20 protein-coding genes are annotated in these 20,663 nt (G+C 36.1%); 10 read left to right on the top strand and 10 right to left on the bottom strand.

Translation table 11 applies throughout. The features are described from left to right. Positions 1–7: 7 nt before the first annotated feature. Entirely contained in the window at positions 8–1,321 is a 1,314-nt protein-coding gene (locus G6R40_RS14300) for an ABC transporter permease (RefSeq protein ID WP_165137036.1), read from the top strand. 190 nt (positions 1,322–1,511) lie between these two features. On the opposite strand, the gene prmA is transcribed toward G6R40_RS14300, so the two are convergent. Both prmA and ggt read right to left on the bottom strand, forming a co-directional pair. Beyond that, on the bottom strand, positions 1,512–2,339 hold the full coding sequence (gene prmA / locus G6R40_RS14295) for a 50S ribosomal protein L11 methyltransferase (protein ID WP_165137033.1): 828 nt from the start codon (positions 2,337–2,339) through the stop codon (positions 1,512–1,514). A 111-nt stretch (positions 2,340–2,450) separates the two neighbouring features. Continuing rightward, entirely contained in the window at positions 2,451–4,151 is a 1,701-nt protein-coding gene (ggt, locus tag G6R40_RS14290) for a gamma-glutamyltransferase (protein ID WP_165137030.1), read from the bottom strand. Positions 4,152–4,290: 139 nt separating this feature from the next. On the opposite strand from ggt, the gene G6R40_RS14285 reads away from it, so the two are divergent. Further along, positions 4,291–5,265: a T9SS type A sorting domain-containing protein gene (locus tag G6R40_RS14285; protein WP_165137027.1), complete on the top strand. Its 975-nt coding sequence runs from the start codon at positions 4,291–4,293 to the stop codon at positions 5,263–5,265. Between the two features lie 38 nt (positions 5,266–5,303). Here the strand turns inward: G6R40_RS14285 and G6R40_RS14280 are convergent, their stop codons facing one another. Beyond that, complete coding sequence (locus tag G6R40_RS14280) at positions 5,304–5,864, bottom strand: pentapeptide repeat-containing protein (protein ID WP_165137024.1); 561 nt, start codon at positions 5,862–5,864, stop codon at positions 5,304–5,306. A gap of 125 nt (positions 5,865–5,989) precedes the next feature. Here G6R40_RS14280 and G6R40_RS14275 point away from each other — a divergent pair, with 125 nt between their 5' ends. Next, positions 5,990–7,291: a glycosyltransferase family 4 protein gene (locus G6R40_RS14275; RefSeq protein ID WP_165137021.1), complete on the top strand. Its 1,302-nt coding sequence runs from the start codon at positions 5,990–5,992 to the stop codon at positions 7,289–7,291. A gap of 90 nt (positions 7,292–7,381) precedes the next feature. Continuing rightward, entirely contained in the window at positions 7,382–8,776 is a 1,395-nt protein-coding gene (locus tag G6R40_RS14270) for a peptidoglycan DD-metalloendopeptidase family protein (protein ID WP_165137018.1), read from the top strand. A gap of 255 nt (positions 8,777–9,031) precedes the next feature. Here G6R40_RS14270 and tpiA read toward each other — a convergent pair whose 3' ends face one another. From tpiA to G6R40_RS14250, 4 genes are read right to left on the bottom strand one after another with little or no spacing between them, the layout of a single operon-like run. Further along, positions 9,032–9,793, bottom strand: a complete 762-nt coding sequence (gene tpiA, locus G6R40_RS14265; RefSeq protein WP_165137015.1) for a triose-phosphate isomerase — start codon at positions 9,791–9,793, stop codon at positions 9,032–9,034. Between the two features lie 21 nt (positions 9,794–9,814). Then, a complete protein-coding gene (locus G6R40_RS14260; RefSeq protein WP_165137012.1) occupies positions 9,815–10,168 on the bottom strand; it encodes a TerB family tellurite resistance protein in 354 nt (117 codons plus the stop codon). A gap of 3 nt (positions 10,169–10,171) precedes the next feature. Beyond that, on the bottom strand, positions 10,172–11,260 hold the full coding sequence (locus G6R40_RS14255) for a BT_3928 family protein (RefSeq protein WP_165137009.1): 1,089 nt from the start codon (positions 11,258–11,260) through the stop codon (positions 10,172–10,174). A gap of 13 nt (positions 11,261–11,273) precedes the next feature. Beyond that, entirely contained in the window at positions 11,274–11,810 is a 537-nt protein-coding gene (locus G6R40_RS14250; protein WP_165137006.1) for a DUF1599 domain-containing protein, read from the bottom strand. A 125-nt stretch (positions 11,811–11,935) separates the two neighbouring features. Here G6R40_RS14250 and folP point away from each other — a divergent pair, with 125 nt between their 5' ends. From folP to rplI, 6 genes are all read left to right on the top strand, one after another. Continuing rightward, positions 11,936–12,769, top strand: coding sequence for a dihydropteroate synthase (gene folP, locus G6R40_RS14245; protein WP_228455872.1), 834 nt, complete (start codon positions 11,936–11,938; stop codon positions 12,767–12,769). Between the two features lie 2 nt (positions 12,770–12,771). Continuing rightward, a complete protein-coding gene (locus G6R40_RS14240; RefSeq protein ID WP_165137003.1) occupies positions 12,772–14,127 on the top strand; it encodes a chloride channel protein in 1,356 nt (451 codons plus the stop codon). 462 nt (positions 14,128–14,589) lie between these two features. Next, a complete protein-coding gene (locus G6R40_RS14235) occupies positions 14,590–17,016 on the top strand; it encodes a GEVED domain-containing protein (protein ID WP_165137000.1) in 2,427 nt (808 codons plus the stop codon). Positions 17,017–17,142: 126 nt separating this feature from the next. Continuing rightward, positions 17,143–17,484 carry a 30S ribosomal protein S6 gene (gene rpsF / locus G6R40_RS14230; RefSeq protein ID WP_165136997.1) on the top strand — a complete coding sequence of 114 codons (342 nt, stop codon included), beginning with the start codon at positions 17,143–17,145 and terminating at the stop codon, positions 17,482–17,484. Positions 17,485–17,511: 27 nt separating this feature from the next. Next, positions 17,512–17,814, top strand: coding sequence for a 30S ribosomal protein S18 (rpsR, locus tag G6R40_RS14225; RefSeq protein ID WP_027382072.1), 303 nt, complete (start codon positions 17,512–17,514; stop codon positions 17,812–17,814). A 95-nt stretch (positions 17,815–17,909) separates the two neighbouring features. Further along, positions 17,910–18,422: a 50S ribosomal protein L9 gene (gene rplI / locus G6R40_RS14220; RefSeq protein ID WP_165136994.1), complete on the top strand. Its 513-nt coding sequence runs from the start codon at positions 17,910–17,912 to the stop codon at positions 18,420–18,422. Positions 18,423–18,482: 60 nt separating this feature from the next. On the opposite strand, the gene G6R40_RS14215 is transcribed toward rplI, so the two are convergent. The 3 genes from G6R40_RS14215 to G6R40_RS14210 all read right to left on the bottom strand — a co-directional run bounded on the left by G6R40_RS14215 (position 18,483) and on the right by G6R40_RS14210 (position 20,636). Then, a complete protein-coding gene (locus tag G6R40_RS14215) occupies positions 18,483–19,328 on the bottom strand; it encodes an IS3 family transposase (RefSeq protein ID WP_262887641.1) in 846 nt (281 codons plus the stop codon). 14 nt (positions 19,329–19,342) lie between these two features. Beyond that, positions 19,343–19,771, bottom strand: a complete 429-nt coding sequence (locus tag G6R40_RS15220) for a helix-turn-helix domain-containing protein (RefSeq protein WP_228455825.1) — start codon at positions 19,769–19,771, stop codon at positions 19,343–19,345. Positions 19,772–19,832: 61 nt separating this feature from the next. Then, positions 19,833–20,636, bottom strand: coding sequence for an SDR family oxidoreductase (locus G6R40_RS14210; protein ID WP_165136991.1), 804 nt, complete (start codon positions 20,634–20,636; stop codon positions 19,833–19,835). Positions 20,637–20,663: the final 27 nt, after the last annotated feature.

Raw genomic sequence — 20,663 nt, 5'->3', positions numbered from 1 at the left:
TGATACAATGAAAAACATTATACTCATCACCAAAAGAGAATTTCTTACGCAGGTTAAGAAAAAATCTTTTATTATTTTAACAATTTTAGCACCACTTTTAATGATTGGATTTGGTGCTTTGATTGCTTTTATGTTTAAAGCCAACGAATCCGAATACCACTTCAACGTTATTGACAAAAGTGGCATTTTTAACAAACAACTAAAATCTTCTAAAGACATCACCTATACCTTTGTTCCGACTTCCACGGAAACAGCTTTAACAAACGCTTTGAAAGAGATGGAAGGCATCGACGGTCTTTTAATCATCCCAGAAGTTAAAGACAACAATTACAATTCGCTGGAAAGTACCACTAAATTGTTAACCAACAAAAAAATCGGAATGGACGCCAAAAACGCCATTAACAATGATCTAAGTGATATTCTGAAAAAAGAAAAAATTAAACAACTGGGCCTTTCAGAAAATCAAATCGTAAACCTCAACGCTGGTTTCAAAATTACCACGCAAAACATCGCCGAAAATAACAAACCCGACAACGACTTAGCTTTCGGCATCAAAACAGGGCTAAGCATGGTTTTGGTCTATGCAACATTTATGTTCATTATTATTTATGGCGTTCGGGTGATGCGCAGTGTTTTGGAAGAAAAAAACAACCGCGTTGTCGAGATTATCATCTCATCGGTAAAACCTTTTGAATTGATGATGGGAAAAATCATTGGCGTTACATTGGTTGCTTTAACGCAGTTTATCATTTGGATTGCAATGTTCGTAACCTCAGCATTGTTCCTTAACACAGGATTTTCGGCAATGCAAGGCAATTTACCAGCTCAAGCCGAAGACACGATGAACAACATGGATGTTCAGCAGATTATCGCGCAAGTTTCACACACCTTGCTGGATATGAATTTTGGGCTTATCATCGTCGTATTTATATTGTTTTTCTTATTTGGATATATCTTTTACAGTTCCATGTACGCGGCAATTGGCTCAGCTGTTGACAACGAAACCGAAACACAACAATTCACGCTATTTGCCATTATGCCACTCATGTTAGGCATGTACGGAAGTTTCACGATTTTCAATAATCCAGATGGCCCACTTGGATTTTGGCTATCGATTATTCCCTTCACTTCACCGGTCGCCATGGTAGCAAGAATTCCTTTTGGTGTTCCTGTTTGGCAGATTGTTTTATCAATTTCATTACTAATTGCTTCAACACTTTTCATGGTTTTTGTAGCTGCCAAAATCTATAGAATCGGAATCTTAATGTACGGAAACAAAGCCACCGCAAAGGAACTTTGGAAATGGATTAGAACGAAATAAATTGGGGCGTGCCCTCTAAAATCCAAAAATCGCGGACGACAAAGTCGTCCGCGATTTTTGGATTTTAGAGGTCGGTCTACGCGCAGTCGCTGTCAATAAGGCACGGCATCGGCTTCGCTCGCCGCCGTGCCTTATAGACGAGCTCCAACAATGCGCTTCGCCCTCACGCAAATTTGGGAAAGTTGCTATTTTATTTTTTCAAAAGAAGACTTACCCATTCTTCTCGTTGTATTTGTTTTTCCAAAGTTAAATTTTGCTCTTTACAAACCTCCAAAATATCGTCAACATCAAAGAAACAAAGCCCTGATAACAACAATTCGCCACCCTCGTTAAGATCTGCTACATAAGTTGGAATATCCGAAATCAAAATATTACGGTTGATATTCGCTAAAATAATATCGAATTTCTCTTTTCCAAGATTATCAGCTGTCCCCAACTCTATTCTTAGCTCAACATTATTGCGCTCTGCATTTTCGTGTGAATTTTCTACCGACCATTCATCAATATCGATAGCCAAAGTATCGCCAGCGCCTCTTTGTTTTGCAAAAATCGCTAATACCGATGTTCCGCAACCCATATCAAGCACTTTTTTATCCTCGAAGTCCATATCATACATCTGCTGAATCATCAAATGCGTTGTCGCATGATGTCCCGTACCAAAAGACATTTTGGGCTGAATGATAATTTCGTAAGGCAAATTTTGACTTTCATGAAACTCCGCGCGAATCAAAACTTTATCATCAATATTGATGGGCGTAAAATTCTTTTCCCACTCTTCGTTCCAGTTGATATTTGGCATTGTCTTATATTCATAAGAAATTTCAACGTCAGGAGAATTAAGAAGGTTTAAAGTTTTTAATTCTTCTTCGTTATATAAATCTTCTTGGATATAAGCCAAAATCCCGTCGTGCTCTTCCGTAAAACTATCGAAGCCAATGCCGATAAGTTCTGCCATTAATATCTCACTCCAAGGTTGAGCAGGTTTTATTTTGAAAGTAAATTCTAAGTACGATGTCATATTTTGATTTTAAAATACAAAAATACGGATAATGCTTTGAAAATAAATTTATGCTTAATAAAAAACAACCCGAATTTTCCTACGAACCAATTTTTTAAAACTTTAAAAAAATTATTCTAGCCCGACAGAATCGTCGCCACGACCATCTGCAACAGCGTGGATGTTATTATTATCATCTACCAAAATCATCTCTGTTCTACCAATCTGGCTGCGACGTTCTATTTTGTAACCCATTTTCTCAAGAGATTTCACAGTGGTTTCAGGAAAATTCTTTTCAACAGCAACCGTCTCTGGCAACCATTGGTGATGGAGTTTTGGAGCATTGACTGCAAAGTTGGCATTTAGTCCAAAATCCACAACTGCAACAATCGCCTGGAATACAGAAGTCGGAATAGTCGTTCCACCGGGTGTACCTACCACCATTTTGACTTTATTATTTTTAAGCAAAATAGTTGGCGCCATAGATGACAACATTCTTTTACCTGCTTTAATAGCATTAGCTTCTCCTCCTACTGCGCCATACATATTGGGAACGCCCGGTTTTATAGAAAAATCATCCATTTCGTTATTCAAGAAAAAACCAGCTCCAGAAACAACAGTTCTACTTCCATAAAGTCCATTTAGCGTTGTCGTTACCGAAACAGCATTGCCTTCTTTATCCAAAATAGAGATATGTGTTGTCTCGGTACTTTCTTGTTGTTGTTCCATAATTTCGCCAACATTTTTGCTTGGCGTCGCTTTATTAGGATGATAGGATTTCCAACGATTTTTGAGATAAGCATCACTAATTAGCATGGCCGTTTGGTCATTAATAAAATCTGGATCGCCCATGTATTCTGCGCGGTCGGCATAAGCGCGACGCTCTGCTTCTATCATAGGCTGCACTGCTTCTATGGCGTTTTGCTGTGGATTTTTGATATTGGCATAGCTGTACATTTTCAGCATTTGCGCTAGTAAAATTCCGCCACTGGAAGGCAAAGGCATGGCGACAACCTTGTGACCTTTATAATCAAAAACAAGAGGTTTTCGTTCTTTGGTTTTATAATTTTTAAGATCAGTCAAAGAAACAATTCCGTTTCCCAGTTTCATTTCGTTAACAATCATTTGGGCTGTTTGGCCTTCATAAAACTCCTTCTCACCATTGTTCTGAATACGTTTCAACGTTTCAGCTAATTCTTTTTGAATAAGAATATCGCCAGCTTTCCAAGATTCATTTTTAACAAAAACGGTTTGATTTTTATTATGTTTTAAAAACTCTTCTTTATACATATTAAGCAAGTCGGCTTCTTGCTCTGTAATTGCAAAACCCTGCTCAGCCAAATCAATAGCTGGTTGAATTAATTTATCAAAACTCAATTTGGCATAAGGCATGCTTGCAAACATTCCGGAGATACTTCCTGGCACCCCAACCGCTAATCTCCCATTTTGAGAAAGATCTGTATCAGCATTTCCATTTTTGTCCCAATACATATCGAAAGATGCTTTTGCAGGCGCGGTTTCCCGAAAGTCTAGGGCGATTTTTTTTCCATCTTTGGTTGTTGCCACCAAAAAACCACCACCGCCAATATTTCCAGCTTGAGGATAAACCACAGCCAAAGCCAATTGGGTTGCAATAACCGCATCAAAAGCATTACCGCCTTGCTTCAGAATTTTGGCGCCCATTTCGCTTGCCAAAGGATGCGCCGAAACAACAACACCTTTCTGTTTGACTTTAACTTCTTTTATAATGTTAATATCGGTAAACTGTCCAGAAGCTCCTTCAAAACAAAGAAGTGTAACTGCTATAATTAATTTAAATTTCATTTTATTCATTATTTAAAACAAATTTAAAAATAACAATATTATAATAATTATCTATAACAATAACGCATTTAATAATTATTTTAAATAATAAATACAACATATGTAACAAATATTTACATTTGATATACAATTCTAAAATCAAAATCACATGAAAAAAACTTTACTCTCTACAATTGCTTTATTAAGCTTATCATTGGGCGCACAAAGCTTCTCTAATGGAGACATTAGCACAGGAAACACTACATCTAACGGTGGCTCGACTGCGCCAACAGGTTACACATGGAGCGAGCTACAAAGTGTTGGTGGTCTTACAAACACCACACTAGGAACTGGTGGAATTTACAGCAGCACAGGTGCCGATTTTAAACTTGCAGACGATTTCACAGTTCCAGCAGGAGAAAAATGGACCATAAGTTCTGTTGACGTTTTTCTTTATCAAACTGGTTATAATGCTAGCACGCCTCCTATTGATAATATGAGAATGCAAATTTTAAACAATGCTCCAGATACTGGAACAGTGGTTATAGGCAATATGACAACTAATGTATATAACGCCTCTGCAAGCCAAGACGCAAAAATGTACAGAATAGGCAATAACAATTCTGGCACTACACGGAAAATCTGGAAAACACGAGCTAATCTTTCTGGAGAGCTGCAACCAGGCACATATTGGCTAGAATACCAAGTACACGCAACTAATGATGGCAGTATATTTTTCCCAGCCGTGACAATTCCTGGTGTATTGGACCAATCGTCTTGGAATGCGATGCAAAGTAATGCTGGATCTTGGGCACAATTAGCTGATGGAGGTAGCGGAGCAAATATAGATTTCCCATTTGTTATCACTTATACTGTAACAGATCTAGGTACTTCAGAAATCCGTCAGTATGACAGCCGCATCAGCATATATCCAAATCCTTCGACAGAGTATTTCAAACTTAATCTGCCAGAGGAATCTTTAACAAAAAATACAAAAGTAGAATTATATGACACAGCTGGAAGATTAGTAAAATCTTTTGGACTAGAAAAAGAATATAAAATATCCGATCTAAAAAATGGTATTTATATGATAAAAATAAACGACGGTAAAAACATTAAAGTAACCAAACTCATCAAAAATTAAACATTAATATTAAAAAGAGCCGGCAAGTCTGTCGGCTTTTATTTTATTACAATATCCAAATGTTGCAATAATCCCAAAACATTCTCTCGCGAAAACTTCGCTTTTTTAACATTATTTTCTTCTGGATTAATTACAAAATTAAAGGCTTCCCCAAAATCTACAGACTCTAAATTTGAATTTAAAAAAATAGCAGCCTTGAAATTACAGTCATTAAATTTTAATTTAACCAAATTAGCTTCCGTAAAATCGACGCCTTCAAAATCAGTTTCCTCAAAACGGCATTTTCTCAAATCCATTTGGTAAAAAGAAGCATGTGTCAACAGTGACATTTTCACATCAATGGAAAACCCAAACTGATTGCAATCTTCAAATCGCAAACCCAACATTTTACAATTCTGAAATTCAACCTCGCGCAAAGCCGTATCACCCAATTTAGCAAGACTCAAATTACAATCGACAAAACGACATTGTGAAAATTTGAAGCCCGAAAAATTAAAATCTGAAAAATCGCAACCCACGAAGTCACATTGCTCATAATCGGCTTTTACAATTTCTAAAAAATTATTTTTTGTAAAATTTTCATCGGAAAAATAATTCATCTGCATTTAATAACTTATTTATAATTTTAAAGTCCAAAAATTTTTAATATTTAAGTTTAAATTAGGGACAATATCAAAAAACAGGTAAATTTACCAAATTGATATTACGAAGCCTCAATCTTGGAATGAAAATCTCAAAAAAAGTATTAATTATCACTTATTATTGGCCTCCTGCGGGCGGCCCAGGCGTACAGCGTTGGCTAAAATTCTCGAAATACCTTCCTCACTTTGGATGGCAACCCATTATCTACACGCCGGAAAACCCTAGTTACCCGATTGTTGACGAAACTTTATTAAAAGACATTCCTGAGAATATAGAAATTGTACGAACCAAAATTTGGGAGCCTTACCAATTGGCAGAAAAATTCAGCAAAGGCAATAAAAAATTTAAAGCTGGGCAGTTCGATGTGGGCAAAAATCAATCTTTGATGTCGAAACTTTCGATTTTTGTACGAGGAAATTTTTTCATTCCAGATGCGAGAAAATTTTGGGTAAAACCTTCCATTTCGTTTTTGAAAAAATACCTTGAAGAACATCATATTGACTGTATTGTAACAACTGGTCCACCCCACTCGTTGCACCTTATTGGACTTGGTCTGAAAAAAGAAATCCCAAAGCTCAAATGGATTGCAGATTTCCGTGATCCTTGGACGGAAATTTCCTATTATAAACATCTGAAGCTTACAAAATCTTCGGATGAAAAACATCGGAAATTAGAACAATCGGTTTTCCAAACGGCAGATTTGACGCTTGCGACAAGCTATACCGATGCCGAAAATTTTAAAAAATCAGGAGCCAACGCGGTTTGTATTACCAATGGTTTTGATAATATGTTGAGCAATGATTTGAAATCGAAAACTAAAAAATTCACGCTAAGTTATATTGGCGTTTTGGAACAGCTTCGAAACCCCGAAAATGTATGGAAAGCTTTAGAAAATTTGGTCGCAACAAATCCTGATTTTAAAAATGATTTTGAATTAAAATTCGTTGGCCGATTAGACGATAAAATCGCTGTTGATTTTGAAAAAAGCAAATTAAATAAGAATATTCAGAATTTGGGTTATTTGCCTCATCAAAAGTCATTTGAGGAAATGCAAAATTCTGATCTTCTGCTAATCACCAATTTCCCGGATGAAAAATCACGCGGTATAATTCCTGGAAAATTGTTCGAATATCTGGCCACAGGAAATTCTATTTTATCGATTGGGCCTAAAGCTGCCGATGTAGAACACATACTTAATGAAACACAATCTGGGCAACATTTCGATTATCAAAGTGTTGAAGAAATAAAAGATTTTGTTCTCAACCGATACGCGCAATGGCAGTCTAGTCAAACTAACGAAAGCCAATCGAATATAGAAAAGTTCTCCCGAAAAAATTTAACGAAAGAACTGGCTTTTCAATTAAATCAATTGGTTTCTAAGTAGGATAAACATGTCAGCAATAAAAATCACATATTTACAATCTATAACAGCTATTATAAATATATTTTAAAACTTTTAAACAAAAAAACATCCATGAAAAAACAATTAATGATTAGCTTCATTACTTTTCAACTAATCTACTCCCATGCCCAAACCATTAAAAGCGGTCATGGCGAATATATTTTCAATTCAGAAAAAAAAGCTTGTTTAACTGAAAACCAGTATAGTCAAATTTGGGGAGACATCAAGACCAGTCAAAAAAAGCTGAAAGCTGAAGGGAAATTAAATCTACTACCACTTTCAAAATTACCTCCAAAATTTATTTGGCCTGTTCAAAAATCTTCAAGTGCGCCATACGAAAATGCATGGAGCATTAGTGCGCATGTCGATCATAATCCATTATATCCAAACCAGCTTTTAGACTGGAATTGTGGTAGCAGAACTTATGACACTGCGGATGGCTATAATCACCAAGGGATTGATATTTTTTTATGGCCATTTCCACAATACCAACAAGAACATAATCAAGCTGAAATAGTTGCAGCAGCTGAAGGCACGATTATTTATAAAAGCGATGGCAATTATGATCGTAATTGTAGTCTTTCTGGTGGCGACTGGAATGCTGTCTATATTCAACATTCTGACGGAAGTGTTGCTTGGTATGGACATATGAAAAAAAATTCGCTTACTAACAAACCTATAGGATCCACTGTTACTGCAGGAGAGTATCTTGGTATTGTTGGTAGCTCTGGTAACTCCACGGGACCACATTTACATTTTGAAGTTTACAATGTGAACAATCAACTAATAGAAACTTACCAAGGCAGTTGCAATAATTTTGCTTCCGGAAACAATTCTTGGTGGGAAAATCAAAAACCCTATCAAGACCCTAAAATTAATGCCGTATTAACACATAGTAATATTCCAAACTTCAACACAGCATGTCCTGATATTGAAGAACCTTTTATTAAGAATAATTTTGGAAATGGTGAAATGGTTTATGGAATAGTTTATCTTGCTGATCAGTTACCTGGCACCAATTTCACATTAAATCTTATACGCCCAGACAACTCAATCGCAGCTAATAGACTCGGGAATATCAACATCTTCTATACCGCGTCTTACTTCTGGTGGTCATTTCCTTCAAATTTGTTTAATACGAACGGCGAATGGAAGTTAGAAGTAACTTATCAAGGTAAAACCGTTGTACATAAATTTAATTATGGTGAAAAATTATCTGTAGAAAACAATCAATCAAAAACAATTTCAATATATCCGAATCCTGTAAAATCAGAAATAAACATTAACAATTTATCGAACGAAAAGATTGAAAATCTAAGTATCTATGATATATCAGGCAAATTGCTACTTTCTTATAAAAATCCCGAAGCTAGCAAATTCAATGTATCCCAACTTACCAAAGGCGTTTATAATATCATATTAAATACTAATAAAAATATATACAAACAAAAATTCATAAAAGAATAAAAAAAATTTAATTGCTAATTTTAGCTTCTAATTTGTAAGTAGAAGACAAATCTTGCGTGAGGGCGAAGCGCATTGTCGGAGCTCGTTTTTTTTTGTGGAGGTGGCTGAGCGGAGCCGAAGCCCCGAACAAAAAAAACAGCGACTGCGCGAAGACCGACCCGCTTGTTTTGAAATGGAAAAAGCCTTCTCAGTTTTTTCAAAACTGAGAAGGCTAAGCTTGGAAAAACAAAGGGACACGCCCAAAGTTTATTTATTTTAAGGATTAAAACCTTCGATAATTTTTGAAAAATCTTCTATTTTAAGCGCTGCTCCGCCGATAAGTCCGCCGTCGATATCTGGCTGCGAGAAAATTTCTTTCGCGTTATCTGGCTTAACCGACCCGCCATATAAAATTGAAATTTCGTCCGCGACGTCTTGTCCATATTTGGAAGCGATAAGGCTTCTGATGTGTGCGTGGATTTCCTGCGCTTGTTCTGGTGTTGCGGTTTCACCAGTCCCAATCGCCCAAACAGGCTCGTAAGCGATAACCACTTTTTTGATTTCGTCAGCTGACAAGGTGAAAAGTGCGACTTCGATTTGATTTTTCACCACTTCGAAATGTTGTCCTGCTTTGCGTTGTTCTAGCGTTTCACCATTGCAATAAATCGGTGTTAAACCCGCATCCAAAAGCGCTTTTACTTTTCTGTTAGCGTGGCTGTCTGTTTCGCCATGGTATTGGCGACGCTCCGAGTGTGACACCAAACTACCATCGATACCGATAGAATCAATCATATCTACAGAAATTTCTCCTGTATAAGCGCCACTTTGGTATTCTGACACATCTTGTGCAAAGACACCAATTTCAGCATTTTTGAAAACTTGTTTCGCGGTAGTCAAATACAAAGCAGGCGGTGCGATGTACACGTCACAGTTAGTCGAATTGCTTTTTTTGTATTCTAAAAGTTGAAGCATTAAAGCTTCTGCATCTGCAAAATTTTTGTTCATTTTCCAGTTACCTGCAACAATGTTTTTTCTCATTTTATCTTTTAATTAAATTTATTATTGATCCATTTTCCAGATGGTTTTCATCATGGTATAATATTGATGTTCTACTCTAGAAACGTCTTGATCGGCTTTGATTAATTTCTTAGCAAAAGCACGGAATTCCTCACGTTCTGCAGGTGTAGAGTCATCGTAAAAACATCTTGCGTGAAACTCGAAATGATCTTTCCAATCACTCGGTTGCAAGCTTGCAATAACGTCTAACTCGTTATCCAAATTTAAACGGAACGGAAACTCTTCTGACAAATATTCTAAAATGACTTTCTCTTCTTCGGGACTGAATTTATAATCTACCGCCGATAATAACATCAGCATGTGATAACCCGCTATGGATTTATTTGATTTATGCATATTTTATTTTTGATATTCTTCTAGATAATCTTTGGCGCCAAGCTTTTCAACGATTTTTCCTTTTTTTAAAACTAAAACAAAAGGATTGCTTCTGGCAATGGTTTTTATAGCCACCTCATCCATCATAAGATTTGGGATTTTATTAAAGAAATCTTGTTGCGTGGATACGCCATATACTTTTGCAAAGCGATCGTGCATGACAAGATTTTGCACTTCCGCTACCAACTGCGTCGATGCTTCTTTTGGTTTGTAAACAAATACCAAAATCGCTTTTGGCTCAGCCAAAATTTGCGCTGTGATGTCTTCGCCATTTGGGGTTTCGAGTCTTAATTTTTTAATTTCAGAATCATAACCTTGCTTAACAATTTCGGAGGTTGTTTTTCCTTCTTCGATTTGCCAGCTTGTATCTTGCCAATATTTTTTGTTGATATATTCGTCTTGATCTACTTTTTTAACTTCTCCTGTTTTAGAGTTTTTAATTGAATAAAAGGTTTTATAAATCGATGGATCGCTGTCTATCTTTTGACGTTCTGCATTGAGATCCGTACCAATTTTGTAAGCTCGAAAATCAATTAATGGTTCATGCGCAATGCCGCGATACATCACATAAATCATTATTAAAATAAAAATTCCTAAAATTGGCATTTTTACACAACCAATATCATTTTTTTCTTGATAATTTTTATATAAAAAAACTAAAATAATTAAGCCAACAAGCAGCGCAATATCTTTCCAAAAGGACTGCCAAGGCGTCATTTTCATCGCATCGCCAAAACATCCACAATCGGTAACGACATTATAATAAGCTGAATAAAAAGTTAAAAAACCAAAGAAAACACACAGGGCAATCAAGGCATAAAGTGTGGCTTTCAAGCGGATTTTCATAAGTAGCATAAATCCTAATGCCAATTCTAAAACGACAACCAAAGTTGCCAAATGCAAAGCGTATTGCTCAAAAAAAGCTAAGTTGAAAACCGAAGGTGAAAAATATTCTTCCAACTTAAAGGAAAAGCCTTTAAGATCCACGGCTTTTACAAAACCTGATGCAATAAAAATAAGCGCAATTATGTAGCGTAATAGTCTTTTCAACATAGTTTAGTTTTTTTTAAGATGAATATTTTATCAAACAGAAAACGGCATAATTTAGCATATCAAAATAATTAGCATCCAAACCTTCTGACACCAACGTTTTTCCTTGATTATCTTCTATTTGTTTTGTTCTTAATACTTTTTGATAAATTAAATCGGTGATAGAGCTGATTCTCATGTCGCGCCAGGCTTCACCATAATCGTGATTTTTGCGTTCCATAAGTTCTTTAGCTTCATTCGCATATTTATCGTAAAGTTCCATAATCTCGATAGGATTAGCATTTAACTCATCAGAAAAACCTTTCTCCAATTGTATCAATGCAATTATGGAATAATTAACAATGGCAACCAACTCATCTTTTTCGTCCTCGTCAACCATTTTAACATCTGTCATCTGTAAAGTCCGAATACGATTAACTTTTATAAAGATTTGATCCGTGATAGAACTTGGTCTCAAAACGCGCCAAGCCGATCCGTAATCTGTAAGTTTTTTTTCAAAAAGATCTCGGCAGTTTTTGATAACTTCCTCAAACTGCATCGATGTATTTGCCATAAAATTGAGTTATTTTCCAAAGATACAAATTTTCGTCAATCGCTAAAGATGACAATTATCCTTAATTTTAAAAGGAAGTTCACGAATTGGTTGGCATTACAAAACTCGTTTTATAAATTTGTGACATGAAGTTTTCAGCACCTACCTTCCCTCAACCTAAAACATTCAGTATCAATTGCAATGGTCGTCTTGTTGATTTGACCAAGCCCAAAATTATGGGTATTCTTAATTTGACGCCAGATTCTTTTTCGGACGGTGGAAAATTTAATAACGACAATCTCGCTTTACAACACGCCGAACAGCTTATAAAAGACGGCGCAGAAATTATTGATATTGGCGCACAATCTACGCGACCTAATTCTACATTTCTTACAGCCGAGGAAGAAATCAAACGTTTGGGAAATATAATTTCGAGTATTAAAAAAGAATTTCCTGACATCCTGATTTCGTTAGACACATTCTACGGAAAAGTTATCGAATATGGCTACAATGAAGGCATCGACATCGTCAATGATATTTCGGCGGGACAGTTTGATGACAATATGTTAACTCAGGTTGCAAAAACTGAATTACCCTACATCCTCATGCACATTAACTCAAGTTATGAAAAGATGCACGAAAAACCACATTATGATGATATTATTTTAGAATTAAATCGTTTTTTCTTTTCTAAAATTTCAGAATTAAAAAATCTCGGAATTAAAGATATTATTCTGGATCCTGGTTTTGGATTTTCAAAAACACAAGAAAATCAATTGCAGATTATTGATGAGTTGGAATATATTGGTTTTGGCGATTATCCTATTTTGATTGGGATTTCAAGAAAATCTTTCATCTACAAACCTTTAGGAAAAACACCTTTGGAAGTGAATAACGAAATGGCGGAACTTCATCAAAAGCTTTATCAAAAAGGTGCAAAAATCTTTCGCGTTCACGAACCTGCTTTGCTAAGATTTTAGATATGAAAAAAATCTTCAACCGCATACGACTTGTATTAAAACGCTCTTTCGACAACATCCGAAATGAGCAGCTAAAATACAATCTTCTACAAGCTATTCCTTTTTGGATAGGCTCTGTGATTACAGGTTTTTTTGCGGTGATGTATGCCAAAATTTTCTCTTGGGGAGAAGAGCTCATGACCTACATAGTCAACTGGAATGACTGGATGATTTTCATCTTAGCACCTGTTGGATTTGTATTATCTTGGTGGTTGGTTAAAGAATTTGCGCCTTACTCCAAAGGCTCTGGAATTCCGCAAGTTATGGCAGCTATCGAAATGGCAAATCCCAAAGAGCACAACAAAATAAAACACCTTTTAAGTATTAAAATTTTAATCTTAAAAATTATTTCTTCGGTGGTATTGGTTATCGGTGGTGGCGCTATCGGCCGCGAAGGTCCTACAATCCAAATCGCGGGTTCCATTTTCAGAAAAGTCAATGAATACCTACCCGCATGGTATCCTAAAATCTCCAAAAAAAATATGATTATGACGGGCGCCGCCGCAGGTCTAGCCGCTGCCTTCAACACGCCTTTAGGGGGCATTGTTTTCGCAGTTGAAGAACTCACCAAAACCCACATTAATTATTTCAAAACCGCTTTGTTTACCGCTGTTATTATCGCTGGACTTACTGCGCAGACCTTGGCGGGGTCTTATCTTTATTTAGGCTATCCAAAAACAAACGACATTTCGTTAAGCGTTATATTCCCCGTTATTTTAGTTGCTTGTATATCAGGAATATTTGCAAGTCAACTTTCGGTCATCATGCTTAAAATAAATACTTGGAAAAAACGATTAAAAACCGACAGATCTAATATTATTTTTCTTGTTGTTACAGCATTAATTATTGCTTGTATCGCTTATTTTATAAATCGGGAAGTTTTAGGTTCGGGAAAAGAAATTATGGAACGCGTACTTTTCACCCATAACAAACATGAAGATTGGTACGTTCCTTTTCTCAGAATGATTGGCCCCGCTTTAGCCTTTACTTCTGGTGGCGCAGGCGGGATATTCGCTCCTGCACTATCTGCTGGAGCCAGCTTAGGATCCGTAATTTCTGGAATTATCCATCTTAGCCCACACGAAACCAATGTGGTAATCCTTGCAGGAATGGTTGCTTTTTTAACAGGTATTACACGCGCTCCGTTTACAGCGGCCATTATTGTTCTGGAAATGACAGACCGACATTCTTTAATATTTTATCTCATGTTAGCTGGCATGATGTCATCAATCGCTTCTATTTTGGTAAGTCGTCATTCGTTGTATGAAGAACTAAAAATTAGTTTCTTAAAGGATCTACGTACAAAAAGCCAAAACTAGTAAGACTTAGATATTACATAAATATCGATACCGTTTAATAAAACTCTTTCTTAATACCTATGTAAGAAAGTCCTTGTGGCTATTTGCTAATACAAAAAATAAAAATCTAAATTTTAAAAACGATGACGTTATCAACCGATGTATAAGACATCAGACATAATCAATTTATTAAAAGCTGCATTAATATTGGTAGTTTAAGAAAATTTTAAATTAAGACTTTCAAAAACAAATACCAATCAAAACCAAATACAAGTTAATAAAACATTACAATCCATAAAAATAACATATTTAATTAAAAATAAACATTAATCATAAAATACAGTGTTTAATTACATACAAATAACAAAAAAGACCGATAAAATAAACAATCATTAATTTTTTTCATTTTTTTATGACTCAATTTGTATTTTAATTTTTTTTTAATATATTTGAAAATCACAAAACCAAAAAAATTAAATTATTATGAAAAAAGTTTTACTATCGTGTTTTGTAGCACTAGGAGTCACCACTTCCGCCCAAACGGTGCTATTCGAAGACAGCTTCGAAAATTACACGGATTTTGCAATTGCAAATGTAGGCAACTGGACCTTAAGAGACGTTGATGGGAAAACCACTTATGGCTTCTCAGGAATTCAGTTCGCAAACAGTGGAGTGGCAAAATCTTTCCAGGTTTTCAACTCAACCACCACAACACCTCCCATGACAGCATCAGATAGCTCTGATTGGACTGGTAGAACGGGGAACAAAATGATGGTAAGCTTTGCCGCAACCGCTACTCCATGGAATAACGACTGGATGATTTCGCCTTCAGTAGCCATTCCAGCAGGATCTGGTGCAGAAGTTAGCTTCTGGGGAAAATCATGTGACTCCGAATATGGTGACGAAAAGTTCCGTGTATATGTTTCCACAACAGGGACGCAAGTAGCCGATTTTACAGCACTTGGTGCCGTAGTTTCTTCGCCTTCCGACTCTCAGTGGCATCAATACACTTACGACCTTAGTCAATACGCTGGACAAACAATCCACATTGCTATCCAATGTACATCTCAAGATCAATTTGGTTTTGCTGTAGATGATTTCAAAGTAGTTAGCATGGCGGCACAAACAGAAGCTCCAAACTGCCCTACGCTTACAGCACCAGCTAATGGTAACCAAGCTGTACCAGTTAACCCACCTGCAACATTATCATGGACAGCAGCATCAACGGGTGGTGTAGCAAGTAGCTATGACGTTTATTTCGGTACAACCCCTAACCCAACAACATTATTAGGAAACGTCACATCAACAAGCATTCCAACATCAGCATTAGCGCCTTTAACAACTTATTATTGGAAAGTCGTTTCTAAAAACAATATTGGTTCTGCAACAGGATGTTCAGAATTCAGTTTCAAAACCGCTGATGCTAATCCTCCAGGTTGCGTTACAAATGTTACACCTGCTAATGGTGCAACTGGTGTAGCAGCTCCTACAACTCCTATTTCTTGGACAGCTCCTACAACAGGAGGCACACCTACATCTTATGATATCTATTGGGGAGCTACAGAGTCTACAATGACAAAACTAGGCTCAACAGCAAATCTTACAGTTAACATCACAGGTACGCAATTCAGCACAACATATTATTGGAAAGTAGTAGCCATCAATGCTGATGGCAGCGCAACAGATTGTCCTGCATACTCGTTAACAACTGCACCAAGTCCAGTTGCACCTTATTGCGGTCCATTAGCATTTACTTATTCTGAACCAATCACTAAAGTAACTTTTGCTGATCTTACAAATTCTTCACCTGCAGCGACAACATCACCAGCACACGAAGCATTCTTAGACAAAATTGCTAATGTTACAAAAGGTGAAACCTATACAATGACTCTTGAAGGTAATACCAACGGGAATTATAAAGCAAGATTTGTAGTTTATGCTGACTGGAATAACGACAACACTTTTGATCCAACAACAGAAACGTATGTTGTACAAGGAGTATTAGATAACTCAACAGGTGCAGACGGCAAAAGCGTAAGTATCGACATCCCAGTACCAGCAGACGCTGTAACAGGTAACACCCGTTTGAGAATTAAGAAAACTTACGGAGCTAACCCTTACGTTGACCCATGTGTAACAGGAACAAGTTTTGGTCAGGCAGAGGACTACACGCTTAAAATTGCTGGAACAACACCTCCTGTAACTTATTGTGAAGTTAGTCTTGAATGTAATGATGGAGACTTAATTACTAATGTAACTTTTGCTGGAATCAACAACGATTCAGCTTGTGGAACAAATGGATATTCTGATTACTCTTCTTCTGTGGCTCCTGCTTCAGTTATTGCAGGTCAAACTTACCCAATCTCTGTAACAGTAGGCGACGGTTGGTACGAAAGAGTAGCTGGATGGATTGACTATAACAACAATGGCGTATTCGAGAGCTCAGAATATCTAGGCGAAATTGGAGATGGTGGAACAGGAGTTACTACATCTGGAACAGTAACCATCCCAGCAAACACAGTAGCTGGTAATTACAGAATGAGATTAGTAGTTACTGCAGCTGGTAGTGATAACACTGCAACAGACAACCCTTGTTTATTCGAAGATCCAGAAGTAATCTTTGGAGAATATGAAGACTATACAGTAGCAGTAGGTACAATGGCAGTTAATGATATTAACAAAGCTAAAGTACAAGTCTATCCTAACCCAGTAGTTGATGTATTAAAAGTAAACAGCGTTTCTAATGCTAAGTCTATCAAAGTATATGACATGAATGGTAAAATAGTTGCTAACCAAGCTGCAAAAGCTACAGCTAACGAAGTTAATATGTCAAGAATGACACCAGGAACTTACGTAGTAGTAGTTGAAACAGAAAATGGAGCAGACACTATTAAAGTAATCAAAAAATAACATTTGAAAACTTATATTAATATGAATCCCGCAATTATTTGCGGGATTTTTTTATTTACATATTCGTTCATTAAAAAAAAGTTATATCTTTGCAACTCGAAATAATTAACCAATTAATTAATCATTATGAACAATTACGAAACTGTTTTCATTTTAACTCCCGTTCTATCTGATGCACAGGTGGAGGAAGCAGTGAAAAAATTTGAAGACCTTTTAAAAGAAAAAGGTTGCGAAATCGTTGCTAAAGAAAAATGGGGTCTTAAGAAATTAGCTTACCCAATCCAATTGAAAAAGAATGGATTCTATACTTTGATTGAGTTCAAAGGTGAAGGAGACGTTGTAGCTGACTTAGAATTAGCTTTCAAACGTGACGAAAGAATTATCCGTTACTTAACTACAAAATTGGATAAGCACGCTGTAGAATATGCTGTAACTAGAAGAGCAAAAGTAAAAGCAGCTAAAGCTTAATTTATTAACCCTTAAAATTAAAAAGACATGGCAATAGATGATATGGCAAAACAAGCCTCAGCTGGTGGAGAATCTGAAGTAAAATTCTTAACACCACTTGATATCAATACAAAATCTGAAAAGAAATATTGTAGATTCAAAAAATTCGGAATTAAGCATGTAGATTATAAAGATGCTGATTTCTTATTACAATTCGTGAACGAGCAAGGTAAAATTTTGCCAAGACGTTACACAGGAACTTCTCTTAAATACCAAAGAAAAGTATCTGCAGCTATCAAAAGAGCTAGACATTTAGCTTTAATGCCTTACGTAGCAGATTTATTAAAATAATATTAACATTGGTTGTTGGTTTATAGTTTTTGGTTGTTGGTTTTCTAACTTCTAATTTCTAAAATCTAACTTCTCAACAAAAGGACATCAACAAAATGGAAATTATCCTTAAAAAAGACATAGAAAACTTAGGACTTGAGTTCGATACAGTAAACGTAAAACCAGGTTATGCAAGAAACTTCTTGTTACCTCAAGGTTTAGCACTTTTAGCAACTCCAAAAAACAAAGCTGCTTTAGAAGCTACTTTAGAAGCTAGAAAAGAGGAAGAAGCTAAATTAATCGCTGCTGCTAATACTATCGTTGAAAAATTAAAGAAAACTACTGTTACTATCGCTGCTAAAGTAGGTTCTGGTGACAAACTTTTCGGTTCTATCAATAATATTAACCTTTCTGAAGAATTGGCTAAAACAGGTGTTATCGTAGATAAAAAATACATCAAAATTCCTGGTAATACTATCAAGAGAACAGGTAAATTTGAAGCGCTTATCAGACTTCACAGAAATGTTGAGTACAATTTCGCATTCGATGTTGTATCTGACGCGCCAGTAGTTGAAGCGCCAAAAGCAGCTCCTGCTAAAGTTGAAGAAACTAAATCAGAAGAAGCTTAATGCTTAGATTTTGTAACGTCCTGAAAAAATGATACAGGATTAGACCAATAAAATTTTATTTTAAACAGTACATATATTCGTATTTGTACTGTTTTTCTTTTTGTAAGATTTTGGTATTAATTCTTGTTGTTGGTGCATTTGCATCGGTGTTAAATAATAGTTTGACAAATGCGGTCTTAACTCATTATAGACCTTTACGGTTTGTTTGACCAAAATCTTTCTTGTATTCAAATCTACATTAAATTTATCAATATCATATTCCTGTTTTAAAATTCCATTGATTCTTTCGGCTATGGCATTCTCATAAGGATCTGATTCTTGTGTCATACTACAACGGATTTTATGCTTTTTCAATAGCTTTTGATAATCATCGGAACAATATTGTAAACCTTTGTCTGAGTGATGAATAAGACTCTTCGGGTTTTCTTTTTTCAATGCCATTTTTAGAGCATTTAAACAAGATGCTGTAGCCAAAGAATCCGACACATCAAAGCCTACGATTTTCTTAGAATAAGCATCGGTTATCAAGCTTAAATAGGCTGGGTTTTCTCTGTTCCCCAAGTAGGTGATATCCGACACCCAAACATTATTAGGCTTTTTGTATTGATAATCTTTAATCAAATTTTTATGTTTTTTAAAACGATGATACGAATTGGTAGTTTTGTGATAACTTCTTTTGGGAATGATTAACAAATGGTTAGCCCTTAAGAAGTCAAAGAATTTGTCTCTGCCAATTCTTAAATTTTCAAGTTTCTCTTTCAAAAGAAAATACAACTTCTTTCCACCCATTTTTGGATGAATCATTCGCAGCTCTGCTACCCAATCCACAACCTGCTGTGCATTTTGTTGCCGCTTTGCTTTTCGTTTCAAATGACGATAATAAACCTGTCGGTCAACCCCGAACAATTCACAGGAGAAACTTATGGTTTCTTTTTGTTCCTTTCGGAAAGAGTCGATAGTTCGGGTGGTGAGTTTTTTCGTATATCAATTTGATATTCCTCTTCGGCAAGGTTAATCATCATATCGAAAATAATGGCTTTTTTATCAGCCACATAAGCCTGTTTCTCAAGAAAGGTCTTCTGCTTTTGCAAAAGCTTTACTTGGGCTTCAAGCTCCATGATCTTTTGTTCTGGTGACTTTGGCATATTCGATGGGGATTGGTTCTCCCAGTCAAAGGTACCAAATTTTCTGAGCCAACTCACAACTGTGCTTCGGGCTTGGATGCCATATTTTCGGCAAGCAACAGTGGTAGAGAGTTCTCCAGACTCGATTTCTTTTACAACGTTCAACTTAAAAGACATACTGTAATCGCGCTGAGTACGTTTTACATAATTGCTTCTTTCTTCCATAATAACGATTATTTTTTTTGTATCGCTATTTCAGGACGGGACATAAATTTGAACATAAAATTCAACGTCCTTTAAAATCTTTCATCGTGTCATAAATCCCGAAAATATTTCTCATCACCCAATCAAAAACTGTTAAAGGCAAAACCCCTTGGCTCAATCGTATAAACCAATACGGAAGCGGCATTGCAAGCAATTTTGTATTCTTTTCTATCGCTTTAATAATTCTTTCTGAAGTAGGTTCGGGTTCCAAAATTGGCAAAAGTTTCGACTTTACACCATCGAACATTCCTGTATTAATAAAAAAAGGCATAATCGTGGTAACCGAAATACTTTTTTGGAGTTGCTCCATTTCGAGACGAAGACTATCGCTCCAGCCCACCGCCGCCCATTTTGACGCAGCATAAATTGACATTTTCGGATTAGAAATCAATCCTGCAGACGAGCAAATATTACAAACAGCTCCAGAATTACGCTGTATCATTTCTGGCAAAAATTCTAGAGTAATGTGCATAATGGCATCAGTATTTATCGCCATAGTGCGAGAAATATCCGTATGCGAATGTTCATGAAAATATTTCCCAACAACAATCCCTGCATTATTGATTAACACATCGACGTCGCCAATTTCGGATTTTACTTTTTGGGCGTTTTCCTGAATGTCTCCGAGTTTTGAAATGTCAACTTTGTAACCGAAAACATTAGCTTTAAAATTTGAAAATTCAGCTTTAACATCGTTCATTCCAGCTTCATTAATATCCCAAATGATAAGATGACGAGCGCCTCTTTCGAGAACTTTTCGTCCCATTATTTTTCCAATTCCCGATGCGCCGCCAGTTATCAAAACCGTCTTTCCTTTAAAATCCATAAACCAATAAATCTTTATTTAATAAAT

Source organism: Chryseobacterium sp. POL2, assembly GCF_011058315.1.
Taxonomy (GTDB): Bacteria; Bacteroidota; Bacteroidia; order Flavobacteriales; family Weeksellaceae; genus Soonwooa.
The sequence above is the reverse complement of the archived record's forward strand: the minus strand, read 5'-3'. Positions and strand labels throughout refer to the sequence as shown.

Excerpts from the sequence above, each read along its gene's own strand:
- G6R40_RS14300 (WP_165137036.1), top strand. The coding sequence starts at position 8 with ATGAAAAACATTATACTCATCACCAAAAGAGAATTTCTTACGCAGGTT.
- prmA (WP_165137033.1), bottom strand. The coding sequence starts at position 2,339 with ATGACATCGTACTTAGAATTTACTTTCAAAATAAAACCTGCTCAACCT.
- ggt (WP_165137030.1), bottom strand. The coding sequence starts at position 4,151 with ATGAATAAAATGAAATTTAAATTAATTATAGCAGTTACACTTCTTTGT.
- G6R40_RS14285 (WP_165137027.1), top strand. The coding sequence starts at position 4,291 with ATGAAAAAAACTTTACTCTCTACAATTGCTTTATTAAGCTTATCATTG.
- G6R40_RS14280 (WP_165137024.1), bottom strand. The coding sequence starts at position 5,864 with ATGAATTATTTTTCCGATGAAAATTTTACAAAAAATAATTTTTTAGAA.
- G6R40_RS14275 (WP_165137021.1), top strand. The coding sequence starts at position 5,990 with ATGAAAATCTCAAAAAAAGTATTAATTATCACTTATTATTGGCCTCCT.
- G6R40_RS14270 (WP_165137018.1), top strand. The coding sequence starts at position 7,382 with ATGAAAAAACAATTAATGATTAGCTTCATTACTTTTCAACTAATCTAC.
- tpiA (WP_165137015.1), bottom strand. The coding sequence starts at position 9,793 with ATGAGAAAAAACATTGTTGCAGGTAACTGGAAAATGAACAAAAATTTT.
- G6R40_RS14260 (WP_165137012.1), bottom strand. The coding sequence starts at position 10,168 with ATGCATAAATCAAATAAATCCATAGCGGGTTATCACATGCTGATGTTA.
- G6R40_RS14255 (WP_165137009.1), bottom strand. The coding sequence starts at position 11,260 with ATGTTGAAAAGACTATTACGCTACATAATTGCGCTTATTTTTATTGCA.
- G6R40_RS14250 (WP_165137006.1), bottom strand. The coding sequence starts at position 11,810 with ATGGCAAATACATCGATGCAGTTTGAGGAAGTTATCAAAAACTGCCGA.
- folP (WP_228455872.1), top strand. The coding sequence starts at position 11,936 with ATGAAGTTTTCAGCACCTACCTTCCCTCAACCTAAAACATTCAGTATC.
- G6R40_RS14240 (WP_165137003.1), top strand. The coding sequence starts at position 12,772 with ATGAAAAAAATCTTCAACCGCATACGACTTGTATTAAAACGCTCTTTC.
- G6R40_RS14235 (WP_165137000.1), top strand. The coding sequence starts at position 14,590 with ATGAAAAAAGTTTTACTATCGTGTTTTGTAGCACTAGGAGTCACCACT.
- rpsF (WP_165136997.1), top strand. The coding sequence starts at position 17,143 with ATGAACAATTACGAAACTGTTTTCATTTTAACTCCCGTTCTATCTGAT.
- rpsR (WP_027382072.1), top strand. The coding sequence starts at position 17,512 with ATGGCAATAGATGATATGGCAAAACAAGCCTCAGCTGGTGGAGAATCT.
- rplI (WP_165136994.1), top strand. The coding sequence starts at position 17,910 with ATGGAAATTATCCTTAAAAAAGACATAGAAAACTTAGGACTTGAGTTC.
- G6R40_RS15220 (WP_228455825.1), bottom strand. The coding sequence starts at position 19,771 with ATGGAAGAAAGAAGCAATTATGTAAAACGTACTCAGCGCGATTACAGT.
- G6R40_RS14210 (WP_165136991.1), bottom strand. The coding sequence starts at position 20,636 with ATGGATTTTAAAGGAAAGACGGTTTTGATAACTGGCGGCGCATCGGGA.